The following is a 17,435-nucleotide window of genomic DNA, read 5'->3' on the forward strand; positions in this document are numbered from 1 at the left end:
ACAGCATGAGCCCCGAGCAGCCGACCGCAGCACCCCCGAACGCCCCGGCCAACCCGGTCCAGGCGATGCTGGAGGCGCCGCTCTCGCTGCGCGAACGCAAGAAGCTGAAGACCCGCCAGACCATCCGCCGCGAGGCGTACCGGCTGATCGCCGAACAGGGCTACGAGAACACCACGGTGGAGCAGATCGCGGCCGCCGCCGAGGTCTCCCCCTCCACCTTCTTCCGGTACTTCGCCACCAAGGACGACCTCGTCCTCACCGACGAGTACGACCCGGTGATGATCACGGCCCTGCTGGCCCGGCCGGCCGACGAACCGTTCCTCACCTCCTGCCGCGAGGCCCTGATCGGCCTGATCCGCGAACTGCTCCAGCACGAACGCGAGGAACTGCTCACCCGGATGCGGCTGGTCACCGAGGTCCCCTCGCTGCGCGCCGGGCTGCACCGGGGCGGCAACAGTCCGCAGGAGCTCTTCCTCGTCGCGCTGACCCGGCGGGCGGGCGTCGAGGAACCCACCTTCGACATGCGGATCACCGCCGCCGCCATCGGCGCCGCCACCACCGAGACCGTGCTGCAGTGGGCTGCGGCGGAGGGCGAGCAGGACATCGCGACCCTGGTCGACCACACCTTCGCCGTCCTGGAGAGCGGCTTCGCCGGGGTCTGAGCCGGTCCGCCGGACGTGGTGGAACGACGGCGGGGTCCGGCCGTCTGCCGGACCCCGCCGCCTGCTGCGTCGTCGCGCGCCGGGCGCGCCGGGCAGGACCTACCCCTGCCGGGCGCCCGCCCTCCGCCGCAGGACCGCACCCGCGCCCACCAGCGCGGTGGCGCCCAGGGCCGCGGCCGCCGTGACGGCCGGCAGCGCCGAACCACCGCCCGCCGCCGCAGCCGGGGCGGCGTCCAGCTGGTACCCGCCGCCCTTGCCCGCCCGGTCGTACGCCGAGCCGGGCAGCTTGTCGCCGTACCGCTGGTGCACCAGCTGCTGGTACGCCGCCAGCGACACCCCGCCCGCGCCCACCGAGCGCCGGGCCTCGTCGTCCAGCGGCAGCACCCGGCCGTCGCGCAGCACGTACCAGGCGTTCACCTGCGGCTCGCGGAACGCGGTGCCACCACCGCCGCTCGCCGCCTTCGCCGCGTAGTCGCTCTCGTCACCGCCCGAGGCGATGTTGACGACCCGCCAACCGTCGCCCTGGCGCACCGTCCACACCGAGGCCGTCTGGCCGTCCGTCGCGACCACCTTGCTCGCGGTGAACTCGGCCCGCGCCACCGGCGCGCCCGGGGTACCGGCCACGAAGCCGGCGTCCAGGGTGTACACCGGCACGGTCTCACCGGCCAGTTGCGGGGCGGCCGCGCTCGCCGCCCGCGCCTCGTCGGCCGCGCCCAGGGACAGCTGCGCGGTCGGCGGGACGCCCTTGCGGGCGAAGAAGTGGCCCACCCGGTCCAGGACCGCCGGGTCCTGGACGACGCCGCGGGCCTTCGCCAGCTCGGCGGCGGGCACCGGCACCGGGGCACCGGACGGACCGTCCGCGTGCGCGGCCGGGGCGAGCGCCAGACCGAGGCCGGCGGCGAGCAGGGCGGTGACGGCGGCCCGACGGGCCGTGCTGAAGTCGGTCATGGTCGCCCTCACGCGCCGATCCGGTACAGGGAGTGGGTCCAGGAGAACGTGTCGTTGTTCACGTAGTACCAGTAGTCCGCCCAGTTGTAGCGGTAGTTGGACGGCCACGGGTCGCCCCAGTACACCCAGTTGTTGCCGGTGTCGTAGCCGTAGACGACGTGCATGTGGCCGCCGCCGGAGCTCCACTGGATGCGCGTCTCGACCGGCCGGTTCGCGTCCACCTCGGTCTGCACCGTGCTGTAGCGCAGGTAGCCGGTGACGTACGAACCCGGGTTGATGCCGATCCAGTCCAGCCCGTTCTGCACGTCGCCCAGCGTGGCCTGGCTGTTGGGGCAGCTGGAGTCGATCGAACGGCCGAACGCGGCGTTGCAGAACTGGTTCTGGCTGTAGTTGTAGCCGAACCAGGTGGCGATGGTGTTGCCGCTCGCCGCCCAGCACCAGTTGGTCTGCTGTTGCTGCTGCATGGTGATGTTGAGCTTCTTGTACGTGCCGGCCAGATCGGCCGTGCTGCCGGGCGCGGCGGCCTGGCGGACCTGGGCGGGGGCCGGGTCCGGGGCGGGCGTCGCGGCGGCGGGCGTCGCGGCGGCGGCCGTGGGGGTGGCCACCGCGGCGGTGAACGCCGGGCCCAGCACGCCGAGTGCGATCAGCGAGACCGCACGGCGCAGCCGTATGGGGGGAACTGGCATGGGGGAATGTCTCCTTGCACGAGCCGAGGTGCTGTGTGGGGGGCGCGGTCCGGATCGCGCCATGAGCATCGCGCCGTTGACCGAATCCGGTCAACGGCCGTCGCAGGGGCCCCAGTTGTGGTGTGAACGGCCCGTCCCAGGTGTGAACGCCACCCCGGAAACCCCCGCGTGACGGGCCAGGACCGGTGACAAACCACCGGCCGGATGTGAATATTCACGGTCAAGACAGGCCGTCCGCGCCCGCCCCCAGGAGGCCGTGATCCACCGCAGCGACCACGCCGACCTCACCGCCGCCCTGCGCACCGGCCCGTTCCACCTCGCCCTGCGCACCGCCATCGCCGCCCGCGGCCTCACCCTCCACCGCATCCGCCGCCACCTCGCCCTGCGCGGCGTCCACGTCGGGGTCACCAGCCTCAGCTACTGGCAGCAGGGGCGCCGCCGCCCCGAACGCCCCGAATCCCTCCGGGCCGTCGCCGCCCTCGAAGAGGTCCTCGACCTGCCCGAACACTCCCTCACCCGGCTGCTCGGCCCCCGCCGCGCCGCCGCCACCACCGGGGCCGACGCCCCGCCCGTACGCCCCTACCGCGACCTGATCAGCCCCGCCACCGCCGTCGACGACCTGCTCGCCAGCATCGCCGGCCCGCGCGACACCGGCCTGCACACCATCACCCACATCGAGCGCATCCGCATCGGCCCCGACCGCCAACTCGCCCGCCGCGACTCCCAACACGCGCTGCGCGCCCACCGCGACGGCACCGACCGCTACCTCGCCCTCTACCAGGGCGACCCGGGCTGCGACATCACCCGCGTCGGCGTCCGCGCCGAGGAGAACTGCCGCCCCGGCCGCATCCGCCGCGACCAGACCCACCACCTCCTGGTCGCCGAACTCCTCCTCGACCGCCGCCTACGCGCCGGCGACACCCACCTCCTCGGCTACGGCTTCGACGACGCCCCGTCCCCCCACCCCAGCTGCGAATACGTCCGCGGCTTCCACTCCGGCGCCGGCCAGTACGTCCTCCAGGTCACCTTCCACCCCGCCGCCCTCCCCGTCCGCTGCCACCGCTTCGCCCTCCACTCCCCCGGCGAAGCCCCCTACGAGACCGAGGAACTGACCCTCGACGGCCACCACTGCGTCCACCTGGTGGCGACGGCGCTGCGGCCGTGCATCCTGGGGATCAGGTGGGACTGGGAGTAGCGGAGGTCAGTGCGACCAGTACGGGTCGTCGACCGGATCGACCTTGGCGTAGAACGGGGTTCTGGCGAGCGGGGACATCGGCTCGTACTCGTGGGCGGGTTGGTAGAGCACCCCGCCGACCCCCGCCCTGAACGTCACCAGGTAGGTCGAGTCCTGGGTAGCCTCCGCAGAGAACGTCAGGTACGTCTCGCCGCCGACTTGTCCCACTCCCCGCAGGTACGGGTGCTTGTCAGCCGGCTCCGATCGATCGACCACCCGGCTCCCCAGCGCCGTCCAGGCCCGGGACACCTGGTCCATCAAGGTCAGCAGCTTCGTCTGCGAGATCGAGGTCCGAACAGTGACGACTTCCTCGACGTCCGACACCATGCTCGGCTCGCCGTCCCAGCGGTCGTGTTCCCTGCGCACCTCGAAATCAGCCCCCGCGTAGGTGAGTGAGGGGAATACGCCGTCCATGGTGGCGCGCAAGGCCTGATCGATCCGTCCCTTCGCCTCGCCCGTCCCCAACCGGCCCGATCGATCGGCCAACGCCAACGGTCCGAACCCGTTGGCGAACAGCACCGCACCGATGGCCACCGTCAGCACGATCGAGCCCACGACCGTCCAGCCGGTCCTCATCGCCCCTCCGCCAGGTGGACGTCGTCGGCCTTGCCCGTGACGATCGAGGCGACGTTGCCCAGCGAAGGGCCGCCGAATTCCGGAGTGAGGTACTTGGTGTGCGCCCCTAGGAGGTTCATTCCCTGGCTGTAGTCGGAGACCGTGAAGCGTTTGGCGCCGAAGGACTCGCTCGCCGGATCCCTGCCGAACCAGTTCTCGTCGGGATGGCCACCGATGGGCCAAGGAATCATGCCTCGGCCCGACACGGCGTGGGAGACCAGATCGTTGTCCGCCGCGCCGGCCCAGACATGCCCGGGGAGTCGCAGGTCCGAGGCTCGGTCCACACCGATGCCCGGGCTGCCGATGAGCACCACGTCATCCGGCAGTGTGTAGTTCCCCGGGTGGGCGGCCATCTTCGTCGCCTGTCCGACCACGACTGAGCCGAAGCTGTGCCCCACCGAGGTGATGTGCGGACACTGGCCGCTCGCATTGGTCGCCCGAAGCCCGGTGACAAAGTTCGCGTAGGCGGGCGCGCCCTTGGCCGCCGCTTCTGGCGAGGTCGCGCCCAGGTCCGCACCGGGCGGGTCATAGCCCAGCCAGACGATCGAGGCCACCGATCCGCCGGGCCTGACCTTCTTGTTGGCCGCCCGCCAGACGTTCAGCGCGTTCTCCGACTCGTTGGTGCCGGGCGTGTCACCCGGCTTGGCCGGGCCGAGTGAGTCGGCATCCGTGGTGATTCCGGGAACGTAAGCTGAGATGTCCGTGGCGGTGTCAGGGTTTCCGAAGGAAAGGATCGCGCGGCCCTGGCCTTCGGTGCCGATGCCGATCACGTAGGTGTGCGGCCGACCATCCTTCGACGCGGCGTCCTGTTCGAGGCGATCCTGGATGGGCCTGAGCTTCTTGTACTCCGCCTCCTCTTCCTTCGTCCTGGGCCGACCGAGGTGGTCCAGCGCAAGTAGCCGGTCCGACAGAGCCCTTCGGTTCACCCGGTCCCGCACGTCCGCCGGTACCCCGTCCAGGTTCCCGATCGCCTCCGGGTGGTGGTCGATGAACCACTGCCGGCCCGCCGGATCCAGGCCGTTCCACCAGCTGTTGACCTCGGTCGGCGGCGCCCCGACCGCCGGCATGTCCCGGAGGTACGGCGCGCCCGATCCGCTCGCCGCTTTCTGGTCGGCCTCGGCGACCGCCAGCGTCAGCCCCGACTTGGTGGTGGCGTGCTGGGTGAAGCCCTTGAGTAGCCCGGCCAGTTGCGCATCGGCCGTGCTGGCCTCGGTGATGGCGGCGCCGATCCTCCTGGCGATGTCCTCGGCCGCGGTCTTCTGCTTCGCCTCCCAGCTCGCGTCCTGGTCAGGGCCGGTCGGCGCGGGCCAGTTCACCGTCCCGTTGTCGCTCACCGTGAGCCCCTTGGCGCTCGCGTCGGAGAGGGCCTGCCGGAGCTTCGATTGGGCGAGCCCGAAGAGGTCGGCGTAGTCCCGCAGGGTCTTACCCATCGCGGCCAGTTCGGTCTCGGCGGCGTGCAGTTGGCCGGTGGTGGCGTCCAGCGAGGGGATGGCCGCGTCGGCGGCCGGCCCGCTCCAGCCGGATCCGTGCACCCGGTCGGTGGTGCCGCTCTTCCAGTCCGCGGTGTGTTGCGCGTACGCCTTGTAGAGCGCGTCGTAGGCGTCCGCCGCCGTGTGCAGGTCCTCCGGCCTGGCGTTCCTCAGGCTCGCGAGGTCGAGGCGGTTGGCCCCCGCCTGCCGATCCGTGTCAACCATGAGCGTTCCCCCCGGTACGCACAGCTACCATAGCCCACGACCGAACCTACACTCCCAAGGGGGAACCGTGGCAGAGGGGACCGGATTCACCGTCAAGCCGGGCGAGTTGACGGCGGCGGGCAACAACGCGCTCACGGTGGCCGGGAAAGTGCCGGACGAGACCGCGAAGTTGGCCGAGCCGAGTGCCAAGGCCGCCGGGAGCCTGCCGGGTTGGCAGAGCGGGGCGGCGTTGCAGGGGTGCAGCACGGCCTGGAAGGCGCTGCTGGACGACCTCGCGGGCGGCATGAAGACGGCTGGCGGCAATCTCCTCACCTGCGCCCAGACGTACGTGAACTCCGATCACCTGCCGGCGCCCGCGGTCACCGGCGCCGCCGATCCGTTCCGCACGAAGGTCGTCGGCGGGCACCGGGTCGACTACGCGTGATCCACTAGCTCTGGAAGTCGACGATCAGGCAGTCCTCGACCGGGAGGTAGCCGATCTGCTGGTAGATGGAGTTGCTGGTCGGGTTGGCGAGGTCGGTGTAGAGGAGGACCTCGGTGGCGCCCTGGGTGAGGGCGGCGGCCGAGGCGGTGGCGGTGACGGCGGTGGCGTAGCCGTGGCCGCGCAGCTCGGCGGGGGTGTAGACGGGGCCGATCCGGGACATGCCGGCGACCACCGGGCTGTTGCCGGCCAGTGAGACGGGTCGGCCGCCGTCCTCCCAGAGGTGGAGAACGCCGGCGGCGATCCGGTCGTCCACCGCCCGGGGGATGTTGGGCATCTCGATCTCGGCCTCGACCCCGAACTCCTCGTACCAGCGGATCACCAGCTCGCGGTCGGCCGGGCTGGCGGGCCGGCCGCGGCCCGCGGGCGGGCGCGGCGGGTCGGTCAGCTCGCCGAGCCGGTAGAGCCGCTGCTCGACCCGGACGGCGTGGCCGGCGCCGGTGGCCGCGGCCCAGGCGGCGGCGAAGGCCCGGACCGCCTCCGCGCCGCCGGAGATCCCGGTGACCCCGGCGACCCCGGCCGCCTCGGACGCCCCGACCGCCCCGGCCTCCGTGGCGGCGAATCCGGCGAGCTCGACGGCGAGTTCGACCGCCGCGGCCGCCGGCATGACGGACAGCCGGGGCTCGTACGGCGGGGTCTGCAGCACGGCGGCCTCGACCGGGCCGGCCGGGGAGCCGCGCCACCAGCCGAACAGCGGCGGCCCGCCGAACGCGTCCAGCCCGCTCACGGTCAGCCGGTTCGCCACCGTGAGCAGCACGGTGTTCTCGGCCGGGTGAGCCGCGAGGAACGCCCCGGCGTGGGTGTGGAATTCGTCGAGGGAGCGGCTGAGCGTCCAGGTCATGGGGCATTGTCGCCCCGCCCGGGCACCCGGCTCCAGCGAATTACCGCAGCTCCGCCACCACGCCCAGCCGCTCGGCCAGCGCCGCCGGGTCGGTGGTCGGCGCGTCGCAGGCGAAGTGCCGGCAGACGTAGGCGGCGGGGGCCCCGTCCACCAGCGGCCGGTCGGCCAGCAGCGGCACCTCCGCCCCGGCCTCCACCGGCGCGCCCGCAACGTCCGGCTCGCCCACCGCGACGACCGCCCCGGGCGCGGTGCCGAGCAGCGCGGCCCGGCGCAGGGCGGCGGTGGCCGGGTGGTCGGCCGGGCCGACGACGGCGATCTCGTGCGGCCCGTCGAGCAGCGCCTCGGCGACGGCCAGGCCCCACCCGATGAACCGGGGGGCCCGCCCGGCGAGCGCGCCGACGATGCCGAGGGCCCGTTCGGCGGCGGTGCGGTGCCGCTCCGAGCCGGTGTACGCGGCGTACGTGAGCAGGGCTCCGGCGGCGGCCGTCCAGCCGGACGGGGTGGCGTTGTCGGTCGGGTCCTGCGGGCGCCGGATCAGTTCCTCGGCGTCGTCGGCGGTGTCGTAGAGCGCGCCGGATGCCTCGTCGGTGAAGTGCTTGAGGACGGTGTCGAGCAGCCCGCCGGCCAGCTGGAGCCAGGCGGCGTCGCCGGTGACGGCGTACAGGGCGAGGAAGCCCTCGGCGGTGTCCGCGTAGTCCTCCAGGACGCCCGCGTTGGCGCCGGCCCGGCCGTCCCGGGAGGTGCGCAGCAGCCGCCCGTCGGGGGTGAGGTGGACGGCGAGCAGCAGGTCGGCGGCGCGTTCGGCGGCCTCGACCAGGTCGGGGCGCTCCAGCAGGGCGCCGGTCTCGGCGAGGGCGGCGATGGCGAGGCCGTTCCAGGCGGCGACGACCTTGTCGTCGCGGGCCGGGGCGGGCCGCTGGGCGCGGGCTTCGAGGAGCCGGCCGCGCAGCACCTCGTACTCGGCGAAGTCCCCGCCGTCCTCCGCGAAGTCCTCGGGGTCGACGGGGAGTTGGAGGACGGAGGTGCCGTGCTCGAAGGTGCCGTCGGCGGTCACCGCGAACAGCCGGGCGGCGGTCGCCGCGTCGGCCGGGCCGAGCAGGTCCACCAACTGGCCGGGCTCCCAGACGTAGTAGGCGCCTTCGGCGGACTGCCCGGTCTCCTCGTCCAGACTGTCGGCATCCAGCGCGGAGGCGAACGCACCTTCGGGGGTGCGCAGTTCGCGCAGCAGGAAGTCCGCGGTGGAGAGCGCGACCCGGCGGGCCGACGCCGAGCCGGTGGCCCGCCACAGGTGCAGGTAGGCGCGCAGCAGCAGCGCGTTGTCGTACAGCATCTTCTCGAAGTGCGGCACGACCCAGCCGGCGTCCACCGAGTACCGGGCGAAGCCGCCGCCGAGCTGGTCGTGGATGCCGCCGCGGGCCATCGCCTCGCCGGTGCGGACGGCCATCTCCAGGGCGGCCGTCGAGCCGGTGCGGGCGTGGTGGCGCAGCAGGAACTCGATCACCATGGCCGGCGGGAACTTGGGCGCGCCGCCGAAGCCGCCGCGCCGCTCGTCGAACTCCCGGCTGAGGGTGACCAGCGCCTGGTGCAGGTCGGCCTCGGCGGGCGGGTGGTGGGCGCCGGCCGAGTAGACGGCGGCCCGCTCGGCGAGCTCGGCCCGGATCCGGGCGGCGACCTCGCCGACCTCCTGCCGCCGGTCCCGCCAGGCCGCGTCGACGCCCTCCAGCACCTGCCGGAAGGACGGCATGCCGTGCCGGGGCTGCGGCGGGAAGTAGGTGCCGAAGTAGAACGGCTCCTTGTCGGGCGTGAGGAAGACGGTCATCGGCCAGCCACCCTGCCCGGTCGCGGCCTGCACCGCCTCCATGTACACGGCGTCGACGTCGGGCCGCTCCTCCCGGTCCACCTTGACGGCGACGAACCGCTCGTTCAGGTACCCGGCGAGACCGGCGTCCTCGAAGCTCTCGTGCGCCATGACGTGGCACCAGTGACAGGCGGCGTACCCGACCGAGAGCAGCACCGGCACCCCGCGCCGGCGCGCCTCCTCGAACGCCGCCTCCTCCCACGGCCACCAGTCGACCGGGTTGTCGGCGTGCTGGAGCAGGTAGGGCGAGGTCGCGTCCGCGAGACGGTTCGGCATGACCCCATCCTTGCGCATCGGCGCGCCCGCGCACCGGAGCCCCGGCGGCTGCGCGCCCCGGCGCCTTCGAGCCTTCGTGCCCCGGCGCCCTCGCGGCTGCGTGCGCCGACAGCTTCGCGGCCCGCGCCTCAGTGCCCGGCCGGGGCCGTCCGGCTCACTCCTTCGGGGCCTCCGGCTCCTCGGCGAAGTCGACCTTCTTGAATTGGCGGTTCATCGACTTGGCCAGGAACCAGGTGGCCACGCCGAGGGCGGCGAAGACGACGAAGCCGAGCAGGCCGGGGGTGACCTTGGCGTCGTCGACGGCGAGCTGGGCGGCGAGGTGGGTGAGGTTCACGGGGGCACTCATGTCTCTATGGTGGCCCGGCTCACGGGGAGCCGGGCCGTCGGGGGGTGGGTCAGTCGCGCGTGTCGGCGCCGGCGGCGGCCGGGGCGGGCGTGCGCAGGCCGGCGAACAGGTCGTCCTCCGGCAGGTCCACGTCGACCAGGGTACGGGCGAGCTCGTAGTCCTCGGTGGGCCAGACCTCGCGCTGGACCTCCAGCGGGACGCGGAACCACGGGCCGTCCGGGTCGATCTGGGTGGCGTGCGCGATCAGCGCGCGGTCCCGGGTCTCGAACCAGTCGTCGCAGCGCACCCGGGTGGTGATCTCGCGCTCCTTGCGGCCGCTCTTCTCCCAGCCCGCGATCCACTCGCCGTACGGCGAGTCGAGGCCGTTGTCGACGAGGTACTGGTGCAGGGCGCGCAGGCGGGCCATCGGGAAGCCGTGGTTGTAGTACAGCTTCTGCGGCTGCCAGGGCTCGCCGGCCTCCGGGTAGGCGGCCGGGTCACCGGCGGCGTCGAAGGCCAGCATGGTGATCTTGTGGGTCATGATGTGGTCGGGGTGCGGGTAGCCGCCGTTCTCGTCGTAGGTCGTGATGACCTGCGGCTTGAACTCCCGGATCAGCCGGACCAGCGGCTCGGCCGCCTCCTTCACGTCCTCCAGGGCGAAGCAGCCCTCGGGCAGCGGGGGCAGCGGGTCCCCCTCGGGCAGGCCGGAGTCCACGAAGCCCAGCCAGGCCTGCTTGACGCCCAGGATCGCCCGGGCCTCGTCCATCTCCTTGCGCCGCACCTCGTGGATGTTCTCCTCGATGTACTTGTCCCCCTGCAGCTTGGGGTTGAGGACCGACCCGCGCTCGCCCCCCGTGCAGGTGGCCACGAGCACGTCCACTCCCTGCTCGACGTACCTGGCCATGGTGGCCGCGCCCTTGCTGGACTCGTCGTCCGGGTGGGCGTGCACCGCCATCAGTCGCAACTGCTCAGTCAACGCCTTGCGTTCCTTCCACATCGTCGGGCGTTCCGCGAAGACCGGTCTGCCCACCGTACGAACCGCTCACTTCGGGACCGCGTCGCCGCAAGGCCGGCCCGCGGACGTCGCGCCGCCACGGCCGAGCCCCGCCCCCGCCGGACCGGCCGCGGGCGTGCCCCTCCTATAGTGACGGACTGGAGGAGCGTCGCATTCCCCGCACCACCCGCGCGGCCCCTCCCCCCGGAGAGGACGGAGCCGATGACCACGCGCACCACCACCCCGCAGCCGCCCGAGGGGCGTTACGGCCGGGGCGGCGACCGCGACTCGGACCGCCGCCTGAAGATCGCCGCCGCGGTCTGCGGCGTGCTCGGGCTGGGCCTGGTGGCCTGGCTGGGCGGCTCCTACCTGCTGCGCGAGACGGCGATGAACGGTTCGGTCCCGACCTTCCAGGCGGTCTCGGACTCCGCGGTGCAGCTGCACCTGGCGGTGCGCAAGAGCGACGGGACGGCGGGCAGCTGCACGGTCCGCTCCCAGGGCCTGGACGGCTCGGTGGTCGGCCTGGCCGACTTCCCCGTCCCGGCGGACGGTTCCAGCTACGACGCGGTGGTCACCCTGCGGACCACCGCCCGCGGCACCACCGCCGAGCTGCTGGGCTGTACGCCCGCGAAGTGACCGGCCGCGGGCCCGGTCGCCCGTCGGCGGAGGGTGAACCGGTCGGGTAATGACTGGCACCCGACCCCGTACCTGGCGCATATTCGATCGTGGGAGCGGGCATCCGTAGGACGTCCAGGACCCTCATTCTGTACACCTTGGCGCAACGCCGCCGTCAATGGCGCGCCAACGACCCTCCCGCTTGTCGGCGGGACTTGTTAGGCTCGTGGTTTCGCCCCTTCCGCACCGGATGGTACGGGAGCGGGCGTTGCTTTGTAGTTAAGACCGATATCACCACCAACCCTGCTGACGACTCAAACCCTCAGCACAGCCCCAGCACCTACGAGGAGCACCTGTGACCCAGACCAGTGAGAACGTGACCTGGCTCACTCAGGCCGGCTACGACCAGCTCAAGGCCGAGCTGGATCACCTGACCGGGCCCTGGCGCATCGAGATCGCCCAGAAGATCGAGGCGGCGCGCGAGGAGGGCGACCTCAAGGAGAACGCCGGTTACCACGCGGCCAAGGAGGAGCAGGGCAAGTACGAGCTGCGCATCCGCCAGCTGACCCAGCTGCTGGAGCGCGCCAAGGTCGGCGAGGCCCCGGCGGACTCGGGCGTGGTGGCCCCGGGCATGGTCGTCACGGTCGCCTTCGACGGCGACGAGGACGACCTCATGGAGTTCCTGCTCGCCTCGCGCGAGGTGGCCGACGCCGACGCCCTGGACGTCTACTCGCCGCAGTCGCCGCTGGGCCGCGCGATCGACGGCAAGAAGATCGGCGACGAGGCCACCTACGAGCTGCCGAACGGCAAGGGCGCCATGGTCAAGATCGTCAAGGTCGTGCCGCACGCCGGCTGACCCGCCCGCCGGCTGACCCCGGCCGCCGGTGCATCCGGCCCCCACACGACGAGGGCGGTCGTGGAGTCACGGGACTCCACGACCGCCCTCAACCGTCCCCGGGGACGTGGTCGGTTCAGCCCACGGCCGAGCGGTACTTGCGCACCGACAGCCAGGAGAACACCGCGGTGATCAGCAGCGACCAGAGCACCGACACCAGCGCCGCGTGCTGCATCGGCCAGGCGCTGTCCACCGGGCCGACCTGGTTGCCGAAGAGGTCGCGGCAGGCCTGCACCGTCGCGCTGAACGGGTTCCAGTACGCGATCGGCTGCAGCCAGCCCGGCATCGAGCTGATCGGCACGAACGCGTTGGAGATGAAGGTCAGCGGGAACAGCCAGATCAGCCCGGCCGAGGTGGCCGCCTCGGGGCTGCGCACCGAGAGGCCGATCAGCGCGCCGATCCAGGAGAAGGCGTAGCCGAGCAGGAGCAGCAGGCCGAACGCGCCGAGCGCGCTGAGCACCCCGTTGTGGATCCGCCAGCCGACCATCAGCGCGACCAGGGCCAGCACCACCACGGTGAACGCGGTCTGGCACAGGTCGGCCAGGGTGCGCCCGACCAGCACCGCGGAGCGGGCCATCGGCAGCGAGCGGAACCGGTCCACCAGGCCCTTGGTCATGTCCTCCGCGATACCGGCGGAGGCGCCGGCGGTGGCGAAGGTGACGGTCTGGGCGAAGATGCCGGCCATCAGGAACTGGATGTACGCGTCGGAGCTGGCCTGCGTCCCGGGGATCTGGATCGCCCCGCCCATGACGTAGGAGAACAGCAGCACGAACATGACCGGCTGCATCAGCCCGAAGACCACGATCTCCGGGATCCTGGTCATCCGGCGCAGGTTGCGCTTGGCGACCACCCACGAGTCGTGCAGGGTGGCGGCCAGGCCCCGGCGGGGCGTGGGCATCGCGGCGCCGATGGCGTGCTCGGTGGCGGTGCTCATCTCAGTACTCCTTCCCGGCCGCGACGGCCTGCTGGTCCGGGTCCTGGTCCTCGGCGCCGCCCCCGGCGACCGGCCGGCCCTTGCCCCGGCCACCCCGGCCGCCGCCCTTGGCGTCGGTGCCGTTCTCCTCCTCCGCGGACTCGGCGATGTGGCCGGTCAGGGTGAGGAAGACGTCGTCCAGGGTCGGGCGGCGCAGGCCTATGTCGTCGATCTCTATCGCACGGGAGTCCAGTTCGCGGATGACGTCGGCGAGCACGCGCGCGCCGCCGCTGACCGGCACGGTGATCCGGCGGGTGTTCTTCTCCACCGCCGGCTCGCCCAGCGCGTAGCCGGACAGCGCCGCGACCGCGTCGCCCACCCGGCCCGGGTCGTGCACCACGACCTCGATCCGCTCGCCGCCGATCTGCGCCTTCAGCTGGTCGGCGGTGCCCCGGGCGATCACCCGGCCGTGGTCGACCACGGCGATGTCGTGCGCGAGCCGGTCGGCCTCCTCCAGGTACTGGGTGGTGAGCAGCAGCGTGGTGCCCTGCTCGACCAGGGTCTCGATGACCTCCCAGAGCGCGAGCCGGTTGCGCGGGTCGAGGCCGGTGGTCGGCTCGTCGAGGAACATCACCGGCGGCCGGACGACCAGCGCGGCGGCGAGGTCCAGGCGCCGGCGCATGCCGCCGGAGTACGTCTTCGCGGTGCGGTCCTTGGCCTCGGTGAGGTTGAACCACTCCAGCAGCTCCAGGGCGCGGGCCTTCGCGGCGCGCGCGCTCATCTGGTAGAGCTCGCCGACCATCTGGAGGTTCTCGAAGCCGGTCAGGTACTCGTCGACGGCCGCGTACTGGCCGGACAGGCCGATCAGGCTGCGGACCCGGTTCGGGTGCTTGAGCACGTCGACCCCGGCGACGACCGCGCGCCCGGAGTCGGGGCGGAGCAGGGTGGTGAGGACCCGCACGGTGGTCGTCTTGCCGGCACCGTTGGGCCCGAGCAGCCCGAGCACCGTGCCCTCGGGGACGTCGAGGCTGACGCCGTCCAGGGCTCGCACGTCACCGAAGGTCTTCACCAGGTTCTCGGCTTGGATGGCTGGCGCCATGGCCTGCCTCATCTCCTCGGGAAATACGGGCGATCCGTCCCACTCTGCACCGAATTCAGGCACGCGGGCGACTCGGTTTTCGCCCGCCGGACAGGAAACGCGATGTATCGCGAGTCTGGCAGCACGCGATATATCGCGTCAAGGGATATGGCTCCGCCATCGCGACGCACACCACTGACATCGGGACCGGGGCCGGGTCAGCCGGAGACGACGTACCCCGAGTCCCGCAACTCGCCGACCACGGCGGCGCAGTGCTCCGGCCCCTTGGTCTCCAGGTGCAGGTCCACCTCGACCTCGGCCAGCCCCAGCCGCGGATCGATCCGCACGTGCGCGACGTCCAGCACGTTCGCGTCCAGCCTGGTCAGCACCCCGAGCAGGTCGGCTAGCGAGCCCGGCTTGTCCGCCAGCCGCACCCGCAGCGACAGGTACCGCCCGGCCGCCGCCAGCCCGTGCCGCAGCACCCGCTGCATCAGCTGCGGGTCGATGTTGCCGCCGGACAGCACCGCCACCACCGGGCCCTCGAAGGACGCCGGCTGCTCCAGCAGTGCCGCGATCGGCGCCGCCCCGGCCGGTTCGACCACCAGCTTCAGCCGCTCCAGGCCCAGCAGCAGGGCCCGCGACAGCGCGTCCTCGGAGACCGTGCGGATGCCGTCCGCGAGCGTGTTGATCACCTCGAAGGGGATGTCCCCGGGCCGGCCGACCATGATCCCGTCGGCCATCGTCGCGAAGTGCTCCAGCGACACCGGCCGCCCGGCCGCCAGCGAGGGCGGGTACGCGGCCGCGCCCGCCGCCTGCACCCCCACCACGTGGACGTCCGGCCGCAGCGGCTTGACCGCCGCCGCGATCCCGGCCAGCAGCCCGCCGCCGCCCACCCCGACCAGGATGGTCCGCACCTCGGGGCACTGCTCCAGGATCTCCAGCCCGACGGTCGCCTGGCCGGTGACCACGTCCCAGTGGTCGAAGGGGTGGATGAACACCGCGCCGGTCGCCTCCGAGTACCGCTGCGCGGCTTGCAGCGCCTCGTCCACCGTGGCGCCGTGCAGCCGCACCTCGGCCCCGTACTCGCGGGTCGCCGCGACCTTGGGCAGCGGCGCCGCGACCGGCATGAACACGGTCGAGCGCACCCCCAGCAGCGCGGCCGCCAGCGCCACGCCCTGCGCGTGGTTCCCGGCGCTCGCCGCCACCACCCCGCCGGCCCGCTGCACCGGCGAGAGTCCCGCGATCCGCACGTACGCCCCGCGCAGTTTGAACGAGCCGGTGCGCTGGAGGTTCTCGCACTTCAGGTGGACCGGCGAGCCGATCAGCGCGGACAGGTGCCGGCTGCCCTCCATCGGGGTCACCCGGGCGACCCCGGCGAGCATCTTCTGGGCGCCGCGGACGTCGTCGAGGGTGATCGGCCAGGTGTGCATGGCGCCAGCCTACGGCGATCGGCACTGGCAATCCGGGACGCCGGGCCTGTTCCCGGGCCCGCCCCGCCCGCGTACGCTGCTGCTCCTGAGCCTCCCTCACCGCACGACGATCGTGAGCCGCGATGACGACGCCCTCGCCCCAGGCCACCGACCGAACCGACCCCGTGCACACCCAACTCCAGTACCAGCTGGCGGTGTTCGCCCGCCGGATGGAACAGGTCCGCAGCTCCGGCGGCGGCGTCGGCGTGCTGGACCGGGCCGCCTACCTGCTGCTGGACCGCCTGGAGCGGCACGGGCCGGCCAACGTCAAGGCGCTGGCCGAGGCCCTGGGCGTCGACTCCTCCACGGTGACCCGGCAGGTCGCCCCGCTGGTCGCGGCCGGGCTGGTCGGCCGGGTGCAGGACCCGGCCGACCGCCGCGCGGTGCGGCTCGCGCTGACCCCGATCGGCACCCGTCGGCTGGTCGAAGTCCGGGACGGGCGGGCCGAGTTGACCCGACGCCTGGTGGCCGGCTGGCCGCCCGAGGAGCAGCGCGCGTTCTGCGCCCTGCTGGCCCGCTTCAACCTCGCGATGGAGTCGTACACGGCGGACCAGCAGGGTCAGCAGGTCCAGCAGCCCTAGGCCGGGGTCAGCCCAGCGCCTGCGTGAGGTCCGCCAGCAGGTCGTCGATCGACTCGATGCCCACCGACACGCGCACCAGGTCGGCCGGCACCTCCAGTGCCGAGCCGGCCACCGAGGCGTGGGTCATCCGGCCCGGGTGCTCGATCAGCGACTCCACGCCGCCCAGCGACTCGCCGAGGGTGAACAGCTGCGCGCGGTTGCAGACCTCGACGGCCGCCTCCTCGCCGCCGTTCACGCGGAACGACACCATGCCGCCGAAGGCCTTCATCTGCTTGGCGGCGATGTCGTGGCCGGGGTGCTCGGGCAGGCCCGGGTACAGCACCTGGCTGACCTTGGGGTGGCGCGCCAGCAGCTCGGCGACCTTCTCCGCGTTGGAGCTGTGCCGGTCCATCCGGACGCCCAGGGTCTTGATGCCGCGCAGCACCAGCCAGGCGTCGAACGGCCCGGAGACCGCGCCCATCGCGTTCTGGTGGTACGCGACCTCCTCACCGAGGCCCGCGTCGGCCAGCACCAGCGCACCGCCGACCACGTCCGAGTGGCCGCCCATGTACTTGGTGGTGGAGTGCACGACCGCGTCCGCGCCGAGCGCGATCGGCTGCTGGAGGTACGGGCTGGCGAAGGTGTTGTCGACCACCAGCAGCGCGCCGGCGCCGTGCGCGATCTCGGCGAGCGCGGTCAGGTCGGTGATGCCCAGCAGCGGGTTGGACGGGGTCTCCACCCACACCGCGCGGGTGTTGGGGCGCAGCGCCGCACGGACGGTCGACAGGTCCTGGGTGTTGGCGACGGAGAACTCGACGCCCCAGCGGGTCAGCACCTTGGCGAACAGCCGGAAGGTGCCGCCGTAGGCGTCGTTGGGGATCACGATGTGGTCGCCCGGCTTGAGGATGGTGCGCAGCAGGGTGTCCTCGGCCGCCAGGCCGGAGGCGAAGGCGAGGCCGCGGGCGCCGCCCTCCAGCGCCGCGAGGCACTCCTCCAGCGCGGTGCGGGTCGGGTTGGCGCTGCGGCTGTACTCGTAGCCGCCCCGCAGGCCGCCCACCCCGTCCTGCTTGTAGGTGGACACCTGGTAGATCGGCGTGACGACGGCCCCGGTCTGGGGGTCTGCTTCCTGACCCGCGTGGATGGCGAGGGTCTCGAAGCCCTGGGGAAGCTGGTGCTCGGTCATGGGTCCGAGCGTAGTGGCCGAACGCCCGGTCGCCCGCCGAAACGAAAAGCCGCCGAAACGGAAAGCCACCGAAACGGAAAGCCGCCGGAGCCGGCCGCCGGCCGGAAT

At 72.8% G+C, this 17,435-nt stretch carries 18 protein-coding genes; 6 read left to right on the forward strand and 12 right to left on the reverse strand.

Annotated features, from left to right (window positions below; genetic code table 11):
- Positions 1–5: 5 nt before the first annotated feature.
- Positions 6–662, forward strand: coding sequence for a TetR family transcriptional regulator (locus tag ABTY15_RS21765; RefSeq protein WP_350596140.1), 657 nt, complete (start codon positions 6–8; stop codon positions 660–662).
- 99 nt (positions 663–761) lie between these two features.
- Here the strand turns inward: ABTY15_RS21765 and ABTY15_RS21770 are convergent, their stop codons facing one another.
- On the reverse strand, positions 762–1,610 hold the full coding sequence (locus tag ABTY15_RS21770; protein WP_350596144.1) for a hypothetical protein: 849 nt from the start codon (positions 1,608–1,610) through the stop codon (positions 762–764).
- Between the two features lie 8 nt (positions 1,611–1,618).
- On the reverse strand, positions 1,619–2,296 hold the full coding sequence (locus ABTY15_RS21775; RefSeq protein WP_350596149.1) for a papain-like cysteine protease family protein: 678 nt from the start codon (positions 2,294–2,296) through the stop codon (positions 1,619–1,621).
- 256 nt (positions 2,297–2,552) lie between these two features.
- On the opposite strand from ABTY15_RS21775, the gene ABTY15_RS21780 reads away from it, so the two are divergent.
- Positions 2,553–3,491: a hypothetical protein gene (locus ABTY15_RS21780; RefSeq protein ID WP_350596153.1), complete on the forward strand. Its 939-nt coding sequence runs from the start codon at positions 2,553–2,555 to the stop codon at positions 3,489–3,491.
- A 6-nt stretch (positions 3,492–3,497) separates the two neighbouring features.
- Here the strand turns inward: ABTY15_RS21780 and ABTY15_RS21785 are convergent, their stop codons facing one another.
- Both ABTY15_RS21785 and ABTY15_RS21790 read right to left on the reverse strand, forming a co-directional pair.
- Positions 3,498–4,106: a hypothetical protein gene (locus ABTY15_RS21785; RefSeq protein ID WP_350596158.1), complete on the reverse strand. Its 609-nt coding sequence runs from the start codon at positions 4,104–4,106 to the stop codon at positions 3,498–3,500.
- Positions 4,103–5,839: an alpha/beta hydrolase gene (locus tag ABTY15_RS21790; protein WP_350596161.1), complete on the reverse strand. Its 1,737-nt coding sequence runs from the start codon at positions 5,837–5,839 to the stop codon at positions 4,103–4,105. The genes ABTY15_RS21785 and ABTY15_RS21790 overlap by 4 nt, the downstream gene beginning before the upstream one ends.
- Before the next feature lie 67 nt (positions 5,840–5,906).
- Here ABTY15_RS21790 and ABTY15_RS21795 point away from each other — a divergent pair, with 67 nt between their 5' ends.
- The gene (locus tag ABTY15_RS21795) at positions 5,907–6,263 is read left to right on the forward strand and encodes a hypothetical protein (protein ID WP_350596164.1); all 357 of its coding nucleotides are present in this window, start codon (positions 5,907–5,909) and stop codon (positions 6,261–6,263) included.
- A gap of 4 nt (positions 6,264–6,267) precedes the next feature.
- On the opposite strand, the gene ABTY15_RS21800 is transcribed toward ABTY15_RS21795, so the two are convergent.
- The 4 genes from ABTY15_RS21800 to mca all read right to left on the reverse strand — a co-directional run bounded on the left by ABTY15_RS21800 (position 6,268) and on the right by mca (position 10,596).
- The gene (locus tag ABTY15_RS21800; RefSeq protein ID WP_350596170.1) at positions 6,268–7,161 is read right to left on the reverse strand and encodes a GNAT family N-acetyltransferase; all 894 of its coding nucleotides are present in this window, start codon (positions 7,159–7,161) and stop codon (positions 6,268–6,270) included.
- A gap of 40 nt (positions 7,162–7,201) precedes the next feature.
- Positions 7,202–9,295, reverse strand: a complete 2,094-nt coding sequence (locus ABTY15_RS21805) for a thioredoxin domain-containing protein (RefSeq protein WP_350596174.1) — start codon at positions 9,293–9,295, stop codon at positions 7,202–7,204.
- A gap of 154 nt (positions 9,296–9,449) precedes the next feature.
- On the reverse strand, positions 9,450–9,641 hold the full coding sequence (locus ABTY15_RS21810) for a hypothetical protein (protein ID WP_350596178.1): 192 nt from the start codon (positions 9,639–9,641) through the stop codon (positions 9,450–9,452).
- A gap of 49 nt (positions 9,642–9,690) precedes the next feature.
- On the reverse strand, positions 9,691–10,596 hold the full coding sequence (gene mca, locus ABTY15_RS21815) for a mycothiol conjugate amidase Mca (protein ID WP_350596183.1): 906 nt from the start codon (positions 10,594–10,596) through the stop codon (positions 9,691–9,693).
- 240 nt (positions 10,597–10,836) lie between these two features.
- On the opposite strand from mca, the gene ABTY15_RS21820 reads away from it, so the two are divergent.
- Both ABTY15_RS21820 and greA read left to right on the forward strand, forming a co-directional pair.
- Positions 10,837–11,250 carry a DUF4307 domain-containing protein gene (locus ABTY15_RS21820; protein ID WP_350596186.1) on the forward strand — a complete coding sequence of 138 codons (414 nt, stop codon included), beginning with the start codon at positions 10,837–10,839 and terminating at the stop codon, positions 11,248–11,250.
- A gap of 334 nt (positions 11,251–11,584) precedes the next feature.
- Positions 11,585–12,085: a transcription elongation factor GreA gene (gene greA, locus ABTY15_RS21825; RefSeq protein ID WP_350596189.1), complete on the forward strand. Its 501-nt coding sequence runs from the start codon at positions 11,585–11,587 to the stop codon at positions 12,083–12,085.
- Positions 12,086–12,200: 115 nt separating this feature from the next.
- On the opposite strand, the gene ABTY15_RS21830 is transcribed toward greA, so the two are convergent.
- The 3 genes from ABTY15_RS21830 to ilvA all read right to left on the reverse strand — a co-directional run bounded on the left by ABTY15_RS21830 (position 12,201) and on the right by ilvA (position 15,545).
- Entirely contained in the window at positions 12,201–13,058 is an 858-nt protein-coding gene (locus tag ABTY15_RS21830; RefSeq protein WP_350596192.1) for an ABC transporter permease, read from the reverse strand.
- A 1-nt stretch (position 13,059) separates the two neighbouring features.
- Positions 13,060–14,136 (reverse strand): ATP-binding cassette domain-containing protein, encoded by a 1,077-nt coding sequence (locus ABTY15_RS21835; RefSeq protein WP_350596197.1) that lies wholly within the window; start codon positions 14,134–14,136, stop codon positions 13,060–13,062.
- Between the two features lie 197 nt (positions 14,137–14,333).
- Positions 14,334–15,545, reverse strand: a complete 1,212-nt coding sequence (gene ilvA / locus ABTY15_RS21840) for a threonine ammonia-lyase (RefSeq protein WP_350596200.1) — start codon at positions 15,543–15,545, stop codon at positions 14,334–14,336.
- 122 nt (positions 15,546–15,667) lie between these two features.
- On the opposite strand from ilvA, the gene ABTY15_RS21845 reads away from it, so the two are divergent.
- Positions 15,668–16,165 carry a MarR family winged helix-turn-helix transcriptional regulator gene (locus ABTY15_RS21845; RefSeq protein WP_350596204.1) on the forward strand — a complete coding sequence of 166 codons (498 nt, stop codon included), beginning with the start codon at positions 15,668–15,670 and terminating at the stop codon, positions 16,163–16,165.
- Between the two features lie 7 nt (positions 16,166–16,172).
- On the opposite strand, the gene ABTY15_RS21850 is transcribed toward ABTY15_RS21845, so the two are convergent.
- Positions 16,173–17,327, reverse strand: a complete 1,155-nt coding sequence (locus ABTY15_RS21850; protein ID WP_350596208.1) for a cystathionine gamma-synthase — start codon at positions 17,325–17,327, stop codon at positions 16,173–16,175.
- Positions 17,328–17,435: the final 108 nt, after the last annotated feature.

This window comes from Kitasatospora sp. NPDC097643 (assembly GCF_040302625.1).
Classification (GTDB): Bacteria; Actinomycetota; Actinomycetes; order Streptomycetales; family Streptomycetaceae; genus Kitasatospora.

Excerpts from the sequence above, each read along its gene's own strand:
- ABTY15_RS21775 (WP_350596149.1), bottom strand. The coding sequence starts at position 2,296 with ATGCCAGTTCCCCCCATACGGCTGCGCCGTGCGGTCTCGCTGATCGCA.
- ABTY15_RS21820 (WP_350596186.1), top strand. The coding sequence starts at position 10,837 with ATGACCACGCGCACCACCACCCCGCAGCCGCCCGAGGGGCGTTACGGC.
- ABTY15_RS21805 (WP_350596174.1), bottom strand. The coding sequence starts at position 9,295 with ATGCCGAACCGTCTCGCGGACGCGACCTCGCCCTACCTGCTCCAGCAC.
- ABTY15_RS21785 (WP_350596158.1), bottom strand. The coding sequence starts at position 4,106 with ATGAGGACCGGCTGGACGGTCGTGGGCTCGATCGTGCTGACGGTGGCC.
- ABTY15_RS21830 (WP_350596192.1), bottom strand. The coding sequence starts at position 13,058 with ATGAGCACCGCCACCGAGCACGCCATCGGCGCCGCGATGCCCACGCCC.
- ABTY15_RS21810 (WP_350596178.1), bottom strand. The coding sequence starts at position 9,641 with ATGAGTGCCCCCGTGAACCTCACCCACCTCGCCGCCCAGCTCGCCGTC.
- ilvA (WP_350596200.1), bottom strand. The coding sequence starts at position 15,545 with ATGCACACCTGGCCGATCACCCTCGACGACGTCCGCGGCGCCCAGAAG.
- ABTY15_RS21850 (WP_350596208.1), bottom strand. The coding sequence starts at position 17,327 with ATGACCGAGCACCAGCTTCCCCAGGGCTTCGAGACCCTCGCCATCCAC.
- ABTY15_RS21835 (WP_350596197.1), bottom strand. The coding sequence starts at position 14,136 with ATGGCGCCAGCCATCCAAGCCGAGAACCTGGTGAAGACCTTCGGTGAC.
- ABTY15_RS21790 (WP_350596161.1), bottom strand. The coding sequence starts at position 5,839 with ATGGTTGACACGGATCGGCAGGCGGGGGCCAACCGCCTCGACCTCGCG.
- ABTY15_RS21765 (WP_350596140.1), top strand. The coding sequence starts at position 6 with ATGAGCCCCGAGCAGCCGACCGCAGCACCCCCGAACGCCCCGGCCAAC.
- ABTY15_RS21770 (WP_350596144.1), bottom strand. The coding sequence starts at position 1,610 with ATGACCGACTTCAGCACGGCCCGTCGGGCCGCCGTCACCGCCCTGCTC.
- ABTY15_RS21800 (WP_350596170.1), bottom strand. The coding sequence starts at position 7,161 with ATGACCTGGACGCTCAGCCGCTCCCTCGACGAATTCCACACCCACGCC.
- ABTY15_RS21845 (WP_350596204.1), top strand. The coding sequence starts at position 15,668 with ATGACGACGCCCTCGCCCCAGGCCACCGACCGAACCGACCCCGTGCAC.